Source organism: Treponema pedis, assembly GCF_017161325.1.
Lineage (GTDB): Bacteria > Spirochaetota > Spirochaetia > Treponematales > Treponemataceae > Treponema_B > Treponema_B pedis.
In genome coordinates, this window is sequence record NZ_CP045670.1 from 1,040,667 (window position 1) to 1,059,301 (window position 18,635).

11 protein-coding genes and 3 pseudogenes are annotated in these 18,635 nt (G+C 37.8%); 5 read left to right on the top strand and 9 right to left on the bottom strand.

Annotated features, from left to right (window positions below):
* Window positions 1-93: 93 nt before the first annotated feature.
* The 3 genes and pseudogenes from pnp to DYQ05_RS04550 all read right to left on the bottom strand — a co-directional run bounded on the left by pnp (window position 94) and on the right by DYQ05_RS04550 (window position 3,375).
* A pseudogene (gene pnp / locus DYQ05_RS04540) lies at window positions 94-2,176 on the bottom strand (polyribonucleotide nucleotidyltransferase).
* An 80-nt stretch (window positions 2,177-2,256) separates the two neighbouring features.
* A complete protein-coding gene (gene rpsO, locus DYQ05_RS04545) occupies window positions 2,257-2,526 on the bottom strand; it encodes a 30S ribosomal protein S15 (protein ID WP_020964757.1) in 270 nt (89 codons plus the stop codon).
* Window positions 2,527-2,532: 6 nt separating this feature from the next.
* Window positions 2,533-3,375 carry an FAD synthetase family protein gene (locus tag DYQ05_RS04550; RefSeq protein ID WP_024466863.1) on the bottom strand — a complete coding sequence of 281 codons (843 nt, stop codon included), beginning with the start codon at window positions 3,373-3,375 and terminating at the stop codon, window positions 2,533-2,535.
* A gap of 264 nt (window positions 3,376-3,639) precedes the next feature.
* On the opposite strand from DYQ05_RS04550, the pseudogene DYQ05_RS04555 reads away from it, so the two are divergent.
* Together DYQ05_RS04555 and DYQ05_RS13640 are read left to right on the top strand one after the other, a co-directional pair.
* A pseudogene (locus tag DYQ05_RS04555) lies at window positions 3,640-5,730 on the top strand (methyl-accepting chemotaxis protein); the annotation flags it as partial.
* 84 nt (window positions 5,731-5,814) lie between these two features.
* Window positions 5,815-6,129, top strand: a pseudogene (locus DYQ05_RS13640) (CZB domain-containing protein); the annotation flags it as partial.
* 10 nt (window positions 6,130-6,139) lie between these two features.
* On the opposite strand, the gene holA reads toward DYQ05_RS13640, so the two are convergent.
* The 6 genes from holA to DYQ05_RS04585 all read right to left on the bottom strand — a co-directional run bounded on the left by holA (window position 6,140) and on the right by DYQ05_RS04585 (window position 14,384).
* The gene (gene holA / locus DYQ05_RS04560) at window positions 6,140-7,144 is read right to left on the bottom strand and encodes a DNA polymerase III subunit delta (protein WP_206183922.1); all 1,005 of its coding nucleotides are present in this window, start codon (window positions 7,142-7,144) and stop codon (window positions 6,140-6,142) included.
* Between the two features lie 44 nt (window positions 7,145-7,188).
* On the bottom strand, window positions 7,189-7,962 hold the full coding sequence (locus DYQ05_RS04565; protein WP_029410026.1) for a DUF1295 domain-containing protein: 774 nt from the start codon (window positions 7,960-7,962) through the stop codon (window positions 7,189-7,191).
* A 186-nt stretch (window positions 7,963-8,148) separates the two neighbouring features.
* Window positions 8,149-11,031, bottom strand: coding sequence for a tetratricopeptide repeat protein (locus DYQ05_RS04570; protein ID WP_252723517.1), 2,883 nt, complete (start codon window positions 11,029-11,031; stop codon window positions 8,149-8,151).
* A gap of 12 nt (window positions 11,032-11,043) precedes the next feature.
* Entirely contained in the window at window positions 11,044-12,567 is a 1,524-nt protein-coding gene (locus tag DYQ05_RS04575) for a LamG domain-containing protein (protein ID WP_206183923.1), read from the bottom strand.
* A 65-nt stretch (window positions 12,568-12,632) separates the two neighbouring features.
* Window positions 12,633-13,319 (bottom strand): tRNA threonylcarbamoyladenosine dehydratase, encoded by a 687-nt coding sequence (locus tag DYQ05_RS04580; RefSeq protein WP_024469557.1) that lies wholly within the window; start codon window positions 13,317-13,319, stop codon window positions 12,633-12,635.
* Window positions 13,320-13,325: 6 nt separating this feature from the next.
* Entirely contained in the window at window positions 13,326-14,384 is a 1,059-nt protein-coding gene (locus DYQ05_RS04585; protein WP_029409040.1) for an MraY family glycosyltransferase, read from the bottom strand.
* Between the two features lie 63 nt (window positions 14,385-14,447).
* Here DYQ05_RS04585 and DYQ05_RS04590 point away from each other — a divergent pair, with 63 nt between their 5' ends.
* Genes DYQ05_RS04590 through DYQ05_RS04600 form a run of 3 tightly spaced genes read left to right on the top strand, consistent with a single transcriptional unit; the run spans window position 14,448 to window position 18,633 of the window.
* Entirely contained in the window at window positions 14,448-15,290 is an 843-nt protein-coding gene (locus DYQ05_RS04590; protein ID WP_206183924.1) for a DUF368 domain-containing protein, read from the top strand.
* 2 nt (window positions 15,291-15,292) lie between these two features.
* Window positions 15,293-16,555, top strand: coding sequence for a uracil permease (gene uraA, locus DYQ05_RS04595; RefSeq protein WP_024465986.1), 1,263 nt, complete (start codon window positions 15,293-15,295; stop codon window positions 16,553-16,555).
* On the top strand, window positions 16,555-18,633 hold the full coding sequence (locus DYQ05_RS04600; RefSeq protein WP_206183925.1) for a putative glycoside hydrolase: 2,079 nt from the start codon (window positions 16,555-16,557) through the stop codon (window positions 18,631-18,633). Before uraA ends, DYQ05_RS04600 begins: the two co-directional genes overlap by 1 nt.
* The last annotated feature ends 2 nt before the right edge of the window (window positions 18,634-18,635 follow it).

The following is an 18,635-nucleotide window of genomic DNA, read 5'->3' on the forward strand; positions in this document are numbered from 1 at the left end:
TAACATAAGGAAAATAATTTTTCAATTGAATGCTTTGTTTTTTATTTATTATAAAATCGTTTTAAGATTTTATAAAAATCTTTTATAATGCTTTTATTTTTTCTCTTCCAGTGCGTCGATATATGAAAGATTAAGCCTTCCGATTTTATCGATTAACGGGTATTTCCTGTCCTTCTTTTAAAACATCGGAAACTTTTTCAACACGGGAGCGCGAAAGTTTCGATATATGGCACAAACCTTCTTTGCCCGGCATAATTTCTATAAAGGCTCCGAAATCCATAATTTTTTTAACGACACCGTCATAGACCGTTCCTACTTCAGGGTCGCTTGTAATTCCCTTAACAATGGATTTTGCTCCTTTTAAATCGGAAGAGCCGTCTTTACCGTAAATAGTAACCGTTCCGTCGTTTTCGGTATTTATTGTTACATTATATTTTTCGGAAATTGCTTTTACGTTTTTTCCTCCGGGGCCGATTAATGCCCCTATTTTATCTTCGGGGATAGTCATCATTTCGACACGCGGAGCGTATTGTGAAAGTTCCGAACTGGGGACTGAAATAGTTTGGTTCATTATACCGAGAATATGCAGTCTTCCTTCTTTAGCCTGAGCAAGGGCGTTTTTCATAATTTCGGAAGAAACTCCGGCAATTTTTATATCCATTTGAAAACCTGTAATGCCGTCCGCAGTACCGGCAACCTTAAAATCCATATCGCCTAAATGGTCTTCTTCGCCTAAAATATCGGAAAGAATTGCATAGCGGTCGTTACCTTCGGTAATTAAACCCATAGCAATGCCTGCAACGGGCTTTTTCATCGGAACACCGGCATGTAAAAGCGAAAGAGTTCCGGAACAAACGGTCGCCATAGAAGAAGAGCCGTTGGATTCCAAAATCTCGGAAACTACACGTACAGTGTACGGAAATTTTTCTCTTGAAGGAATCATAGGGTAAAGAGAGCGGTGAGCCAGATTTCCGTGGCCTATTTCACGCCTTCCCGTGCCTAATCTTCCTACCTCACCTACGGAGAAAGGCGGGAAATTGTAGTGTAAAATAAAATTTTCTCTTCGGTCGCCTTCGATATCGTCGTAAATTTGCTCATCGAAAACCGTTCCGATTGTTACAACTCCCAAAGACTGGGTTTCGCCGCGTGTAAAAACCGCCGAACCGTGCGGACGGGGTAATACACCTATTTCACAGGTAATGGGGCGTATATTCTTTGTGCCGCGCCCGTCAACGCGTAAGCCCTTATCCAAAATATTTTTACGCAAAATATTATATTCCATTTCTTCAAAAAGGGCGTTAAAAAGTTTTAGCTGAATTTCATCTTCAAGCTGTTCGGCATATTTTTCCGCAATTTCTTCTTTTACCTTATCGGATTCCTCGCGGCGTTCCATCTTTGTGGAAAGATAAAGGGTTTTGCTCAGACGAGGGAATGCCTCATCATAAATGGCTTGTTTATTTTCAAGCTCAACTTCAAGAGGAACAAGCGGCAATTTTTCTTTTCCGGCAAGTCCCCGTAAATCTTCTTGGATTTTACACAGAGCCTTTATCATTTCATGGGCCTTTTCGAGAGCCGTAAGCATAACTTCTTCGGAAACTTCGTTAGCCCCTCCTTCAACCATTGTAATGCCGTCCTTTGTTCCGGCGACTACTATTTCCATATCGGCGGTTTCTATTTGCTCAAATGTCGGGTTTATAATATATTCTCCGTTTTTAAATGCAACGCGTGCCGCAGCTACCGGTCCGTCAAAGGGAATATCCGAAATATGAACTGCTGCGGAGCTTGCAATAACCGCAAGAATATCCGGCGGGTTTATCATATCGGTGGAAATACAGGTAGGAATAAGCTGAATTTCTCTTCCGAATTCTTTTTTAAATAAGGGCCGCATAGGTCTGTCGATAAGGCGCGAAACTAAAATTTCTTTATCTTTAGGTCGGCTTTCTCTTTTTATAAATCCGCCCGGGATTTTTCCCGCGGCATAATATTTTTCGTTATAATCAACAGTTAAAGGCACATAATCCAAACCTTCCTGGGCTTGTCCGGACGCGCAAATTGTAGCTAAGATAGCGGAACCTGCATATTCCGCATAAATTGAACCGTTAGCCTGTTTGGCCAAATGCCCGGTTTCAAGTATTAAATCGTATTCTCCTATTTTATAAGTAACTCTTTGTTTCATTATTTTCTCCAAATTAAATTCTTTCCTTATACATAAATAAAAAGGTACAAAGAGCAAGGAACTCTTTGTACCCTGTCAAATTATTTTCTGAGGTTAAGCTCTTTAAGGATTGCTCTGTAGCCCTCAATGTCGGTACGCTGATAATATTTAAGCAAACTGCGTCTGTGTCCGACCATACCCAGTAAGCCGCGTCTGCTGCCGGCGTCTTTTTTATTGACCTTACAATGTTCGGTCAACTGGTTAATTTTTTCCGTCAGCAATGCGATTTGTACCTTAATATCACCGGTATCCTTTTCATTTGCACCGAATTTCTTTACAATCGATGCTTTTTGCTCTTTTGTAATTGCCATTTTTTTTTACTCCTTACAAATAAATTCAATTGCGTCAAAGTTATTAAGATTTTCCAAACCGAATTGACCGGTGCTATCCTTTTCAAGACAAAGCCCGACTTCGCTCTCTTTTACAAAAAAAACGGCTTTTTTTACCGCACCGTCAATCGTTTTAATTAAAACCTTATACTTCCCGTAATTCGGAAGTATCTGCGTTATATACGAGCGCAGTGCCGAAAGCGAATTGTTTTCGGTTATTAACCACGCAGGACCTACGATATCGAATAAAAAAGGATAACCCAAAAGGTTTTTTGCAAGGGTAAAATCTCCCGCCGCAACGGCATTACGTATAGCGGTAGAACTGATGCGTAAATTACCGTTAAGGTTTACGGATTTTATGGAATCAAAGCAAAAGCCAATCTGTGAAGCAAGTTCCTTAATTTCAACCGCTCCAAATCCCCGGCGATATCCGCACGAAAAATCCTCACCTACGGCAAGATACTTTATACGGATAGTTTTTATAAGAATATCGAAGAACTCTTTACCTTCTATTTTAGCGAATTCCGAAGAAAAGTCAATAAGTACGACAAACCGAAAACCCAGCTCTCTGAACTTTTTAAGCCTCAGTCTTAAAGTCGATACGTCTCCGGAATAAGAGCCGTTTTTTACCGAAACGGGCGGACGGAAAAAAGTAATAATTCCTGAAGGAATTCCGTTTTTTTCAGAATAGTTTAATACATATTTAAAAAGCTCTTTATGCCCCTTATGCGGCCCGTCAAAACCTCCTATCGTAACGGAGGTTCCTTGCGGGAATAAACACTCTTTAACGGCAATAAGTTCTTCCCACGAAATTATTTTAAAATCTTCCATTCTCTTTTCTTAATTTCAAAATTGTTCTATGAGCGTTAAATTATAAGGATTTTTAGCGGTTAAAACAAGAGGATATGCCCGTATAAAGTTTTTATTAAAAAACTCCTCTCATTCTATATTTTTATCTTGCTTTTTTTTACCGATAAGTATATAATTGATTTACGTAAAGTATAAAGGAGAGTTATTGACATGAATACAAAAAATCAGTATATTACCCCCCCCCCCCCCCTATCCATATAAATATTTTAAGGAGAAAATTATAAAATGAAAAAACGTCGCTCCATAAAATTAAAGTTATTGATTATATTCGGATTGTTAACTATGGCTGCCACTTTTGTATTAAGCCTTTTAGCATCGCAAATTGCAAAAAAAGCCGTTATCGAAAAGGTAGAGGCACACCTTACAGATAAAGCGGTCGATTCCGCAGAAATTATTGACGGCAGAGTACAGGCCTTTTTCCAATTCCTTGAAGGTATTTCCCGGGCTCCCATACTGCGCGATGACGGTATTTCTTATACCGAAAAAGCTTTGTATTTAAAAAAAGAAGCTGCATTTAACAATAAGATACATCTTTTAAGTTTGGCCGATATGAGCGGTAATTTATATACATACGGTGAAAAAGTAATTGATATAAGCACACAGGAATGGTATGGGCCTACAAGGCAGGGCAAGAATTTTATAAGCGAGCCGTTTATTTCAAAATTGGACGGCTCCCTTATTACGGTATTAAGCGTTCCGATTTACGGGGACAATAAAGATATTATAGGGATGTTAAGTGCCACCGTAGACGGATTACTGTTATCGCAAGATATTGACGACATTGTTGTAGGTAAAACGGGCTATTGTTTTGTTGTCGGAACAACGGGAAATATTATTGCGCATAAAGATAATGAATCGGTTAAAACGGCTTTGAATCCTATAAAGGCATCGGAAACGGACACGGGCTTTTCTTCTCTTGCGGCTTTTGTACGGCATGCTCTTAATGTGAAAAACACCGAAATAGGTTATTATGATTATAAGGGAATATCCTGTATTGCCTCGTATTCCGCGATAAAAACTACAGGTTGGACCTTAATTATTAAAGCTCCGGTAGAAGAATTTATGGGAACGGTACAAACTTTGCAAAAGTCTTTAGCTTTTATCGGTATTATAATTTTAATCAGTGCTCTTATCGTTGTATTTCTTACGGCTCATGCAATAGTAAAACCGATTACGGGTGTAGTCGTTGCTTTAAAAGATATTTCCGAAGGGGAAGGAGATTTAACGGTGCGCCTTCCTTTACACGGTAATGATGAAATAACGGACTTATCTCAATATTTTAATAAAACAATCGAAAAAATAAAAGCTTCAATTCAGGAAATCGGAAATAATGCGGAAACTATGCTTGACATAGGAGACGCTCTTGCAAACAGTATGACGGAAACCGCTACTTCCGTAAACCAAATAAGCGCAAACATTGACGGCGTTAAAAAACAAACGCTGACTCAGGCGGCAAGCGTTACGGAAACCGCCGCTACCGTGGAAGAAATTATTCGAACAATAAAGCAGCTTAATAACAGCATTGAAAATCAGGCTGCAAGTGTAGCTCAATCTTCTTCTTCGGTAGAGGAGATGGTTGCAAATATAAGTTCAATTACTCAAACTCTCGGAAAAAGCGATAATATAATTAAAGAGCTTGCAACCGCTACGGCGGACGGTAAAGAAACATTGAGTTCTTCAAATACCATAACGCAAAAAATTTCGGAAGAATCCGGCAGCTTAATGGAAGCTTCAAGTGTTATTCAGCATATTGCAAGTCAAACAAATCTTTTAGCTATGAATGCGGCGATAGAGGCAGCTCATGCGGGTGATGCCGGAAAGGGTTTTGCGGTTGTTGCGGACGAAATCCGAAAATTGGCCGAAGAGTCTTCGGCTCAAGGAAAAACAATAACCGCTACCTTAAAAACTCTTTCAACCGAAATCGATACCCTTTCGGAATCCTCTAAAACGGTTGAAGAAAAATTCAATGCTATTTTTTCTTTGGCGGAAAATGTTAAAGAAATGAGTAACCGAATTATGGAAGCTATGCACGAACAGGAAAACGGCAGTAAGGAAGTTCTTAATGCAATCCGTAATATAAATATGGTAACTGTAGAAGTAAAAGAAGGTTCCGAAGAAATGCTGAAAGGAGGCGAAGGTGTCGCCGAAGAAATGCAAAAACTTGACGGCCTGACCAGAGTTATTACCGACAGTATGAATGAAATGGCGTCCGGAACGAGTCAAATAAATACTTCAGTGGAAGAGGTAACGGTAATAGCTCAGAAGAATAAAATAAGTATAGAGAATTTATCAAATGAGGTAAATAAATTTAAAGTAGGAAATAGTGAAAAGCGGACTGCCGTTAAAAAATCGGAAAGGACTATTGATTTAAATAATGCAATTAAACGGCACGTAGAATGGAAGGTAAAACTCCGCACCGCAATTGATTTACATGAAAAACTTGATGCCGAAACCATTTCCAAAGATAATAAATGCGAATTCGGAGAATGGCTGCACAGCGAAGCAACCGAAAAATATAGAAATTTACCCTCATTTGCAGTTTGTTTGGCAAAGCATGCTCAATTTCATAAAGAAGCGGGTAAGGTTGCCTCTACAATCAATGCGGGAAAATTTGAAGAAGCCGAACTTATGTTAAATTCCGATTCGTCTTTCAGTGCGGCTTCAAGCGAGGTTGCCTCCGCGGTTACGGCTCTTAAAACGGAAATAGGTTTATAGCAATTGCCGTTTAAACATATTTTGCAATGGAATCTCCGGATTTTCCGGTAATTTCGTAAAGACAAATTTCCATAAGCGTATTTTGTAAGCCCGTTCCCATTGAGCGGAGCTTTAAATCCGTTTCGGCAAGTAAGGCTATAATTTTTGTGCAGCGGTTTCCGTTCCAAAGGTTTGCAGCGCGTCTATATTGCGTAATTGCATTTTTGCTTGTAAAGCCCAAGCGTTTTAAAGCAAAATCATCAAGATAAGCGTTTTCACGGTGAGCTTCGTGCCAATCGTTTAAACGGCGAAAACAATAAGTAAGACCTGCAATTATCTGCACGGGAGAAGAATTTTTTGAAAGCATCAACTTTTGCGTAATGGATAAGGCAGCTTCCAAATCGGCAAGGGTAAGCGCATTAAAAAGCGTAAACGGAGTTTCTTCTTTATTGTGCGCAAAAAATTTTTCTATATCTTCCTGTGTAATTACCGAGCCTTTTTGTAAAAATAAGGCCAAATGAGAGCACGCCGTCTTTAATGCATCGGTATTGTTTTCCACTAATTCCAAAAGAGAATCGACGGCGGAGTTTTCGATTTTAATGCCTTCTTTAAAAAAGAAATTACGTATCCACTCCTGTTTTTTATTTTCGAACATTTCCCAAAATATTTTTTGCTGTGCTTTTGGAACCGTATCCGAGATTTTCTTTAAAACTGAAATTTCATCGGAAATTAAAATTAAAAAGGAATCGTTTTGAATATTATCAGCGGAAACCGAGTCAATCCAATTTGTTAAAAGTTCTATATCTTCTTTTTTTTTAATAAGTTCGGCAGATTTTAAGATAACAAGTTTAGCCGGCGAAAAAAGAGATGCGTTTTGTAAAAGAGAAATTACGCTTCCCATATCGGTTTCGCCCGCATACATTGTATGAGTTTCCATATCGCCGTATTTTTTTAAAAGAGTTTTTGAAATTGTTTCAACTGCGGTGTTTCGCTCTCCTATTTCAGGTCCCAAAAAAAGCCAAACCGGACTCGGCACAATATTCCTCCTGCCAAAAATTATTTTATAATATTTTTCCGAATTTAAAATAAAAACGGAAAAATGCACTTAGGTTTTATACTTTCAAATTCTTCAGGGAAGTCTTCTTTGTACTTTTTGTTAATTGCATAAGAGCGCGGCACTAAATTTGCCGCCGTCCAAAATGCAAAAAGAGCTCCGGCAAGGCTCCACGATAAAATAGCGAAACCGCACCATTCTATTATTTCTCCAAAATAGTTTGCGCTGGAAACATAGCGGTACATTCTTTTATGCGGAAAATAATGAGCCGTATCGCCTTCTTTACGAAGCGAGCGGATATATTTGTCCGAGTCGATATTTATAGCCATTCCCGAAAGAAAAATAAACACTCCTATTATAAAGCGCGGGTCGTAAAGCCACGAAATTCGGTACATATCTTTAGGCGATAAATAAAAAAGCCATGAACCTATTAAAAAAGCATTTACCGTGTTAAACAAAACGCCCATTAGAACGACCGTTACGGGCATCTTGCTTTTTCCTTTTAATAAAAACGGAAAAATTAAAACGCGTTGAGAGTAATGTAAAATAAAAAAACTTCCTATAATAATACGTACAAAATTTTCACCCGATGCCCAAATGCACATAAGTGTAATCATTGTAATTAAAGTCGGTACTTCCATAATAAACCATGCGGCCTTATTATTAAAAGAAAATCCCCAGTTTTTATTTATCATTTTTCCGTAGCCTGCCGGTATAAAAAACAAGGCTATAAAACAAATAAGTCCCAAACCGAAAAGAATAATTTCGGTAATATTAAATGCAAATAAAAGTTTGTTCATAAGAAAAACAAGTATAGTTTATTTTAGGCGGAAGTGTCAAGATTCGTCATTCCCGCCGAGCTTATACTTTGAATGATTTTGTCGAGTTTTTCGCTGCACGCTTCGGCAAAGCCTTTGTCCGGCAATTGCGATGCGACCAATCGCAAATAACCCAGCGTACTTTTTAATCTTTCTTCCGTTAAATTTTTAGGTTCCAGGGTTTTTATTAAACTTTTTTTTTATATTCATTAAAATAATTCTGTTTTTTAAACCCAAATCGCCTGAAAGCTTATCGATAACATATTCCATTTGAATACGTTCGTTGCTTATTAAAAACTTTTTTAAATTTTCTTCAGGGAGGCTTTTCATTAAATCGCTTAAATACGAAAATAACTTTATTATTTCGGAATTTTCTATTGCTTCCAATTCCCGTTCAAAATGAGGAGATTTTTTTACGGTGCGGGGAATTAAATTTGCATAACTTGTTTTACCTGTCGCCGCGGAACTTTTTGTTTCGGAAACGGTATCCGAAGCGGCGGATTTTTCCTCTTCAAATAAAGAAGCCGCATTATTTTTTCTTTTTTCGAATTGTTTAATTTTAGAAGCAAGCTCTCCCGCCATGGCATCAAGAGACTCAACCGTTTTATTAAGCGATGCCAAAGCTTGCGTTACCCTGCTGTCGTTTTGAAGGTCAAAACCTTTAGAAGAAACCGCCTCATTTTGAACTTGGCCGCCGTCTTGAGAAAAAATATTTTCCGAACCGCCGCCTCCAAGGCCTTCCGTATTTTTAGCGGGTATAGGGTTACCGGGTCTTTCCGGCTCATTTAAAGCGGCACGTGTATCTTCCGAAATTTTGTTTTCGTTTTGAAACTGAGCGGCTCTTTTCTGTTGAAGTAAAGGCTCCTTTTCCGGCAAATAGCCGAATCCCTCTTCTGCGTCCGTATCCGAATACGGTTTGAATCCGGTATCCCCGGTTAAGCCGCCGCTTAAATTCGAGGCGGGCTCTTTTCCCGTTTCGGAAAAATTATTCTGTTCCGCGCCGTTATTTATACCGCCGGTTGTTCCTGTTTCCCGTTTATTCGGAAAATCAAGAATTTCTTCTTCCTCGGTAAATTCCATTTTAGGTTTGGCCTCCGCCCCTCCGTTTCCGGAGCCGCTGCCGTAAGGAGTGCCGGAAGAAACCGAGGAAGGTGTAATATCGGGCAATTGAAATTCTTCTTGAGGAATTATATCCTGATTTTTTTTGCTTGAGGAAGAAAGGTTAAAAGAAGCCGGTCCTGAATCGCCTGTTTCGGGAGCGTCGTCTATGGGAGTATCCAAAGACATCGTATCGTCAATTTCACTGTCCGAGCCTTCAAACAACTCTTCATCCGCCAATTCCATTAAATCGTCAAAAGGCATTTCCAAATCCGGAGTATCTTCAATGGCTTCCCCCAGAGTAAGTTCGTCTTCCGTTTCGTTTTCGTTTTTTACATCTTGAGCGCTTAAGTTATCCTCAATCGGAGACAAATCCATTTCTTCATTAGGGGTGCGGAGTAAGTCGATGTTTTTATTTAAAATGGAATCATCGCCGTAATTACTTACGGCATCTTCATACATTTGAAGAGAATCCGGCAAATCATTTATGCCCAAATTATCTTCGCTTTGTATTTGAATCATATCGGCCGCTACTTGTACGGCTTTTGCCGTGTTTCCGAGTTTTTTATTAAGTTCCAATATAGCTGCCAATACCTGTGTATTTTTTTCGTCATTTTTGAGTATTTTTTTATACTCGGTTTTGGCTTTATCGTATTGCTCCATTTCGGTATATGCCTTACCGAGTTTTAGCCTTGCATCGATATCCTGCGGTTTTTCAGTTAAATATTTTAAAAGCTGCTCTGAAGATTCTTCAAATTTTTCGTTATGGAAATATAAATCCGCAAGCTCAAGTCTTAAATTTATTTCGTCAGGGGAAAGTTTTAAAAGACGCTCGAAAATATTTTCAGCTTTTTTATTTTCCCCGAGCATAGAAAAAAGTTTTCCTTGCGATTTTAACACTTCAAAGTCATTGCCCCATTTTACCGCTAAAGTGTTCAGGATATCTTTTGCTTTCGTATAATCTTCAAGCATCAGTGCCGTATCGGCGGTATCAAGCAATAATTTTTTGTTGTCGGTATTTTTTTCTATACCGTTTAATAACACATTAAATGCGTCAAAATATCTGTTTTGCGATTTTAATAATTTTGAATATCCTAAAATTGCCGGAAGATATTTTTCGTTTATTTTTAAAGCGTTTTTATAATAGTTTTCAGCTTCATCTTTTTCATTTTTTATTTCATATAACTCCGCAAGACGTGAAAAGTCTTTTTCGTTTTGCCCGTTTAAACCTATTATGGTTTTGTAAACGGCAATGGCTTTTTGTATATTTCCGGTTGAAACATAACAATCCGTAAGTCCCAGCAGAGCTTCATACCAGTTGGGTTTTGTCGTTAATGCGGTTTGATAAGATAAAATTGCATCTTTATAAGATTTACGTAATTTATAAATTTCTGCAATATTAAAATGTAAAAACGGATTATTGGGGTCTATACGGAGTCCCATTTTATAAGATTCGATTGCTTTAATATAATCTTTACATAAAAAATATACGGTACCTAAATGGTTGTAGGCCAGTGCATCATCGGGTTTTATTTCCAATACTTCGCTGAAACACAGGGCTGCATTTTTATAATCGCCTTGCTGTTTATAAGTATTTCCGAGATTATATAATGTAGTTTCGTTTTTTTCATCCAATGATTTTGCGTTTTTTAATATGTCAATGGATTCTTTAAATAAATTAAGCCGTCTATAAATTACACCGAGATTATTTTCAATATCTATATTATCCGGTTTTATTTTATTCAGGTCTTTATAAACCGAAAGCCCTTTTTCAAGATTTCCCGAACGGATATAAATTTTCCCTAAAAGCGATTTAAGTGCGATTACTTCATCAATATTTTCCGTATCCGTTTTTTTTAATTGAGAAATTAAAATTTTTTCCGCAAACTCGTAATCCCTTGCCAAAAGGGCTGAATTGGCTTGTTCGATTATTATATTAAAATCACTTGACATTTTTAACTCCGCTTATTCTTTTTTACTTTGCAAAGGGCGGGCATAAACTTCTTTGGAAGTCGCCCCCGAATGAGCTCCGTTTTCTTCATCGTAGGCCGCAATTGCAAAAAAATAGTTTTTCCCGTTTTTTAATTTTTCAATTTTATACTTTGTAACATTGCCCGCATCAATAGGGGAACCGGGATATTGATATTCTCCTTTTTTTTCTCCGAAATAAATTAAATATCCTTTAGTATCGAAATCCACCGAGGGTGCCCATATAAGCTCCACAGCTCCGTCGAGAGCCTTTGCAAACACCTTGGCGGGGGGAAGAGGTTCTCCGTCTTTTTCATACTGAAATACAATGGAGTGAATAAGCGGTGATTTCGTTCCGTTTGAATCGGGATAAATATCGCATGCAATTTGAAAAAATCTTCCCGTTATATCTTTGACGGCTTCATTAAATTTTACGGTTTTCCATTCAGGATAATTTTCAGTCCAATTAAACGGGCTATCGGCACTGCGTATAAAAAATTCAACATCGGTTTGTGCGGGATTGTCAAAAGAAGCTTTTAACATCTTTGCAACGGATTTTTTCCCGCCGGAATCTATTATATTTGTTTCTATTCTGCCGCCTTCAAGCGGATACTTTTCAAATAAAGAGGCGACTTCCCAGGACATGGCAGGCTCTGTAAATTGTTTTACTACTTTTAGCTCATCGATAAGACCTGAATAGTTTAAGGCGATTACAACATCGGAAGGAGTGCCCAGCATGGAATACATAACTTGAGAGCCTTCTCTGCCGGTTGAAGTTAAATAAATTATATCTTCGGTTCTTCCGTTCATTCTATATTCCAAAAGACCGGTTTCGTCGTTATATGTAATTAAGTGATGACTCCATGTTTCAGGTATGATATTTGATTTGCCTAAAAGTCTTACATCAATTCCCTTATTGTTTTTGTCCTGCCAGATATTAAAAAATTCCCATTCAAGTTTATTGTTAAGTATACTGGCTATTATATTCTGATACATAGTCTTTTTTTTATCCATCAAAGAAGCCCACCACTTTAAAATTTTACTTCCGCTTTCGGCAGCCTGCGGATAAAGCCAAAACTCTATGGTAAAAGATTTAAGTATCGTGTTTCCGGCAAAAAACGAGTCGGGCATAGGCATTAATTTTACACCGCCCGTTTTTGAATGCGGGCTGCATAATCCCGCTCCTTCACCGAATTTTGCCTTATCGGAATCCGTTCGGATAACCGAGTGTTCCGTTAAAGAATATGAGCCTGTTTCTTCAACAGGTTCGTCAAAATCGAAGCTTATATACATATCCGTTTTAGATGAAGTCTTTGAAACGGAGGAGGTCAGTCCTACGGAATCATAGCCGAATTTTCCTTTGCGGATTTTTATATTTGAAGAAGATAGTAAATTATTCCAACCGGATTTTCCACCGAATTCAAGGGCGGCTTCTTCATTGAATACCGAAAATGAAGAAAAACAAAAAAATCCGAGTATAAATAATATTTTCCTTTTTAAAATAAGTTTAAATTTATACATATCACTTTAGATTATCGGCGGAAAAGTTGTAAGTGTTTAGGGAAATAGGGCAGCTTTCACAGGTTCTATATTTCCATAACGCTTTTTATAACTTCTCCTGCAATTAAAAGTCCCGCCACGGACGGGACCCATGAAGCGGAAGCCGGAGGATTTCGTTTTACCTCACAGGGGCTTTTTGAATAAAGAACTTTTAAGCGTTTTACGTTAACGGCTTTTAATTTAGTACGCATAACCTTACATAAGGGACAAGCCGAAGTTTTATAAATGTCGGCAAATTCAAAATCGGCGCTTAATCTGTTTCCGCAGCCCATTGCAGATATAATCGGAATATTTTTTTCATTGCAAATTTTTGCAAGAAAAATTTTTAGAGTAATTGTGTCTACGGCATCGACAATAAAATTTACATCTTTAAAAAAATCTTTGCCTAAGGTTTTTTCAAAATTATCGGGTAAAATAAAATTTGAAAAAGTAAAAATTTTGCAATTAGGGTTTATATCAAGTATTCGCTTTTTTGCAATTTCGGTTTTTGGGTTTCCCAGTGTAGAATGTAGAGCATAAAGCTGCCTGTTAATATTGCTTTCTTCTATTATATCGCCGTCTATTAAAACCAAATTTTCCGCACCGCTTCGGGCAAGAGCTTCGGCCGTATAACTTCCCACTCCACCCAAACCGAAAATTGCAATTTTCGCATTTTGAATTTTTTTTAAATTTTCCGTTCCTGCAAGCGGTTCGAACCGCTGTAAAAAACTCATCGGGAGTTACCGTACTTTAAATAAAATTCCTAAAACTACAATGGTAATTAAAATTTGTAAAATCATAAACCTAAGTAAAACTTGGGTAGGCGACCATTGTAAGTTTTTTTTCATGTGGTCATGAAGAGGAAAGCGTATATTTTTAAAAATTTTTATTTTAAAGAAGCGTAAAAGGACGATTTTTAATATTCCCGTTCCGCCGTTTATTAAAATTACGCCGCTTGTCATTAAAAGGATAAAGGGATTCCCTGAAATTATAACTAAAATGCCTATAAAAAAACCCAAAGAGCGCGAGCCCGCATCGCCCATTAAAACCCTGCTGGGATAGGCATTGTGCCATAAGTACCCCGTAAGCACTCCGCAAAGAGTAAAAATCATAACAGCCCACTTCGCACCGCTTGCAATATTGGGTACTAAAAGATAAGAAGCGACTTTAACGTGGCCGAGTATAAAGTAAAAAACTATTCCCAGCGAAACAAGGGCTATTAAAATGAGGGTTCCCGAAAGGCCGTCCACTCCGTCCGTGCAATTTGTCGTATTTATGGAAATCCATAAAATTAAGGTTGAGGTTATAAAAAAAACCGCAGGCGGTACGGTAACGAAATTTGAAGTAAACGGAAGCCAAAAAGTAACCGAGCCCTGAAAGTAAACATAAAAAATAATAAGGCTCATTATTATCGAAAGAATTAAATCGAGGCTTCCCTTTAAATATTCTCCCCATGATTTTATTGAACGGTCGTCCAAATAGCCGGTCATCATAACGGCAAAAGTTAAAAGCGCCGCCAATCCTTGAGTAAGAGTGGGCTTTATTAAAATAAAAACACAAACGATAAAAATAGGAATAAATACAATTCCGGCACCGGTAGGTTTTCCTACTGCCGCTTCAGGGTTTACCGTAAATTCCCTGCCCCTGTCTTTCGGTAGTTTTGAATAAAATTTCGGTAATAAAAAAACCGTTAATAAAAATCCTAAAAATAAGCCGATTGAAATTAAAACAGTATAGGACTGTAGCAGCCTCATAGGCCCGAAATATTGAGCTAATAATTCCGAAATTTGATATAACATTTTCGTATTATACCTTATTTTTGCCTATTGTGTCTATCGGGAAATTTAGATATAATCTTTCTTATGACAAATTATATAAAGAAAATACTTGCGGGTATAGCTGTAGGTATTGCTAACGTTATACCCGGAGTTTCAGGCGGAACTATTGCGGTAGTATTCGGTGTGTATTCCGATTTAATAGATATGGCCGCTTTCGATATAGAAAAAATTAAAAATAAATGGAAAGATTTTTTAAGTTTGCTTTGCGGTGCGGCATTCGGAATTCTTTTGTTTGCAAAGCTCTTTAAAATTTTATATGAAAAATTTCCCGTGCAAATCAACTTTTTTTTTATAGGTTTAATTATGGGAAGTGTTTTTTTAATTTTCGAACTGGTAAAAGATTTCCCGCCTTTAAAAAAATCGGCAAGCGTAATAAAGTTTTTTTGGTTTTTGCTGGGACTCGGTATAATGCTTTTAACGTATTTTATAAAGGGTCCATCTTCCGAAGCGAATACGGTAATTGAAGTTCTTTCAATTAAAAACTTTTTTATTCTTTTTTTTGCAGGAATTATAGGCTCCGCCGCTATGATAATTCCCGGTATTTCAGGTTCCTTTATTCTTTTAATACTCGGCGTTTATTATACGGTTATAAAAGCCGTAAATGATTTTACACTTTCGGTTTTAGTTACGGTAGGGTTGGGAGTGGTTACGGGTATTTTCCTTTCGGCAAGGCTTATAAAATTTTTGTTGAATAAATATCCTAAAATAACTTATGCTTTTATACTCGGGCTTGTTTCGGGTTCGGTTTTGCATATTTTCCCGCAAGTATGCCAGCCGCTTAAAATGCGCTTTATCTCCGCATTGTGCCTATTGGCGGGATATGCTCTTATTAGAGTGTTTGAAAGAAAAAAGGCCGAGGAGGTGTAAAGATGTCCGCAAAAAAAATTTATCAAGTAAATGAAAAAGTGCCGGCGGCTCTTTTTCTTCCGTTGAGTATTCAGCATACCTTTGCAATGTTCGGGGCATCTGTTTTAGTTCCGATTATTTTCGGGATTGACCCCGGCATTGTGTTGTTGATGAACGGTGCGGGTACTCTTCTTTTTATTTTTATAACAAAGGGAAAGGCTCCCGCATATCTCGGTTCAAGTTTTGCATTTTTGGGGCCTTCGGCCATAATTATTTCTTCTATGGGATTCGGCTATGCACAAGGCGCCTTTGTAGTAACCGGTTTATTAGGCTGCGTTATTGCATTTATAATTTATAAATTCGGAACTTCGTGGATAGATATAATTTTACCTCCCGCCGCAATGGGAGCCGTCGTTGCCCTTATAGGATTTGAACTTGTCGGTTTAACAATCCGGGGCGGAAATATAGGTGCAAACGTTATGACCGAAACGGGAAGTGCTGCCGATGTAACCGTTTTTTTAATTACCCTCGGAACGGCAGTTTTAGGCTCCGTTTTATTTAGGGGATTTTTTTCCACGATTCCGATTTTGATTGCAATAATTGCAGGATACGCGGCATCTATTTTTTTCGGTATGGTGAATTTTTCTCCCGTTATAAATTCGGGACTTTTTACTTTTCCCAAATTTCAATTTCCGAAATTCGATTTACGGGCATCGCTTACTATGCTTCCGGTTTTACTTGTAATTACAAGCGAACATATAAGCCATCAGGTTGTAACGTCAAACATTATAGGAAAAGATTTGTTAAAGTCTCCGGGGCTTCATAGAAGTATATTTGCGGATAATTTTTCGACGGCTCTTTCCGGTTTGGCAGGGGGCGTACCTACTACAACTTACGGAGAGAATATCGGGGTTATGGCTGTTACGGGGATATACAGCGTTTACGTAATAGGAGGAGCTGCGGTAATTTCCATATGTATGGCGTTTATCAGTCCGCTTGCAGCTTTAATTACCACAATTCCGGGAAACGTAATAGGAGGGGTAACCTTTCTTCTTTACGGAATGATAGGAGCCTCGGGAATAAGATTATTGGTAGATTCGAAAATCGATTATTCCAAACCGAAAAATTTAATTCTTACTTCGATTGTTTTTACTTCGGGGTTAAGCGGCATTTCAATTAACTTAGGGCAAATAGAATTTAAGGGAATGGTATTGGCATCTCTCGTTGCCGTGGTTTTAAGCATTATCTTTTTTGTATTTGAAAAATTCGGAGTAATAGAAAAATAATGAAAGCGATAAATTTTAATATACGTAAAACGGTTTTTTCCGCGGTTTTGATTGCAGCGGTTTTATTCCCGCTTTTTGCGGAAGATGTTTTTTTAACCGGGAAGGCTGACGGTTTATATAAAGTAGATAATTTTCGTGCAAAACAAATTTGGAAAGATTCTTCCGTTTTTAAAATATGTAAGGCGGGCAATCAATGGCTTTTTTTAACCGGCAACGGAATTGCCGCAAGTAAAAACTTAAAAGAGTTTTATTATTTAAACAATACTCTCCCGAAAAAAATTATTAAATCAATCGATAAAAACGGGAATAAACAATTTACCGAAAAAGTTCAGCAGTTAAAAGATTTGGAAACTCACCCCGTAAATCCCAATATTTTTGTTACCGCAACCTCCGACAGCGTTTTTTTGACAACCGATTCGGGAAAAACTTGGAAAGACTTGGGCTGCAACGGAAGAATAAACGGGATAAAAGCCGTCAGCGTTTCGGATATGCCCGATATAAACGGTGAAAGCGTGCTTACTGTTTTTGTATCGCACGCCATTTACGGAGTTGCATATAAACAGCCTCTTGTAAATTCTAAAATATGGAACGAACTGAACGACGGACTCGGTAAGGGGCCTGAGGGGATAGAAGAGGTTTCCGATATTTCTTTTGAGCAAAGCTCCGATACTCAAAATTTAAAACAGCCTCAAGTTTATTGTTGTCAAACTTTTTCCGGCAGAATTTATAAATTAAATTGGGATAAAAAAATATTTTTCTCCGTTGCAAATTTACGGGAAGATAATTCTAAAATTACCTGTATGGACAGCTTAACGGTTTCGGAAAATACGGTAATTGCCGTTACCCCCGATAAAATATTTGAAGCTAATTTACTCGTGCCGAAAATTCAGCCTGCCTCAAACAAGTCGCTGTTTAAGAATTTTAATAAGGCAAAAAATTTCTTAACGTCTTCGAATTTTTTATGCGCATTTATCCCGAAAAAAACTACACCGTTTACGGATTCCATTTCGTTATCGGAACTGTGGCTTTTACATAGCGAAAAAAAACAAAAGACCGAATATTTGAAAATAGCGGACGGGAAAAAAGGAATTTATATTCCCACTCATCAGGCAATTAACGAGAAAAAATTTCAGGAACATTTAAAAACGATAAAAGACAATAAATTAAACGCAATAGTAATCGATATGAAAGATGAAGCGGGCTTTGTCCGGTATGATACCGAGAATAAAGAAATCGAAAAATACGGCGGGGTACGCTATACGATTGATTTGGAAAAATTTATAGAAAAAGCGAAGGCCGAAAAGCTTTATTTAATTGCCCGTATCGTTCTTTTTAAAGATAAAAATTTATACCGCTATGAAAACGGGAAGTATGCCGTAAGAGATAAAACTACAAATAAACCTTGGCAGGGGTATAATTCTTATGACGGAACAAAGGAAGCGATTGAAGAATATTGGATAGACCCGTACAACGAAGATGTGTGGAAGTATAATATTGATATTGCGGAAGAGCTTTGTAAAAAGGGCTTTGACGAAATCCAATTTGATTATATCAGGTTTCCTACGGACGGCGATAATTTGGCAAATACTTTATATCCGGCTTGTGAAAACGGAATGGATAAGGTAAGCGCCCTTATGTCGTTTCTTGCTTATGCAAGAGAGCGCATTAAAGCTCCGGTTTCCATTGATATTTACGGTTCAAACGGCTGGTACAGAACCGGTGCGCGTACGGGGCAGGAAGTGGAATTGATTGCCGAATATGTAGATGTAATTTGCCCTATGTTTTATCCTAGCCATTTTGCTCAAAACTTTTTGGCATATAGCCCCGCGGAAGAACGCCCTTACAGAATTTATTATCAAGGCTCATACCGTAATAAATTCATTGCAAGAAATAAATTAATTGTACGCCCGTGGGTACAGGCATTTTATATTCCCGTTTCATATGATAAAAAATATTACGATGTAAATTACGTTAAGCGTCAAATTTTGGGAATACAGGCTTCGATAGACGAAGGTTATATTTATTGGAATAATTCGGGGCGTTATGCGGATGTACGTCCGGACGGAGAAAAACTATGAAT

Bases quoted from the DNA above. Each gene is read 5' to 3' on its own strand.
- rpsO (WP_020964757.1), bottom strand. From the start codon at position 2,526: ATGGCAATTACAAAAGAGCAAAAAGCATCGATTGTAAAGAAATTCGGT.
- DYQ05_RS04550 (WP_024466863.1), bottom strand. From the start codon at position 3,375: ATGGAAGATTTTAAAATAATTTCGTGGGAAGAACTTATTGCCGTTAAA.
- DYQ05_RS04565 (WP_029410026.1), bottom strand. From the start codon at position 7,962: ATGAACAAACTTTTATTTGCATTTAATATTACCGAAATTATTCTTTTC.
- DYQ05_RS04570 (WP_252723517.1), bottom strand. From the start codon at position 11,031: ATGTCAAGTGATTTTAATATAATAATCGAACAAGCCAATTCAGCCCTT.
- DYQ05_RS04575 (WP_206183923.1), bottom strand. From the start codon at position 12,567: ATGTATAAATTTAAACTTATTTTAAAAAGGAAAATATTATTTATACTC.
- DYQ05_RS04580 (WP_024469557.1), bottom strand. From the start codon at position 13,319: ATGAGTTTTTTACAGCGGTTCGAACCGCTTGCAGGAACGGAAAATTTA.
- DYQ05_RS04585 (WP_029409040.1), bottom strand. From the start codon at position 14,384: ATGTTATATCAAATTTCGGAATTATTAGCTCAATATTTCGGGCCTATG.
- DYQ05_RS04590 (WP_206183924.1), top strand. From the start codon at position 14,448: ATGACAAATTATATAAAGAAAATACTTGCGGGTATAGCTGTAGGTATT.
- uraA (WP_024465986.1), top strand. From the start codon at position 15,293: ATGTCCGCAAAAAAAATTTATCAAGTAAATGAAAAAGTGCCGGCGGCT.
- DYQ05_RS04600 (WP_206183925.1), top strand. From the start codon at position 16,555: ATGAAAGCGATAAATTTTAATATACGTAAAACGGTTTTTTCCGCGGTT.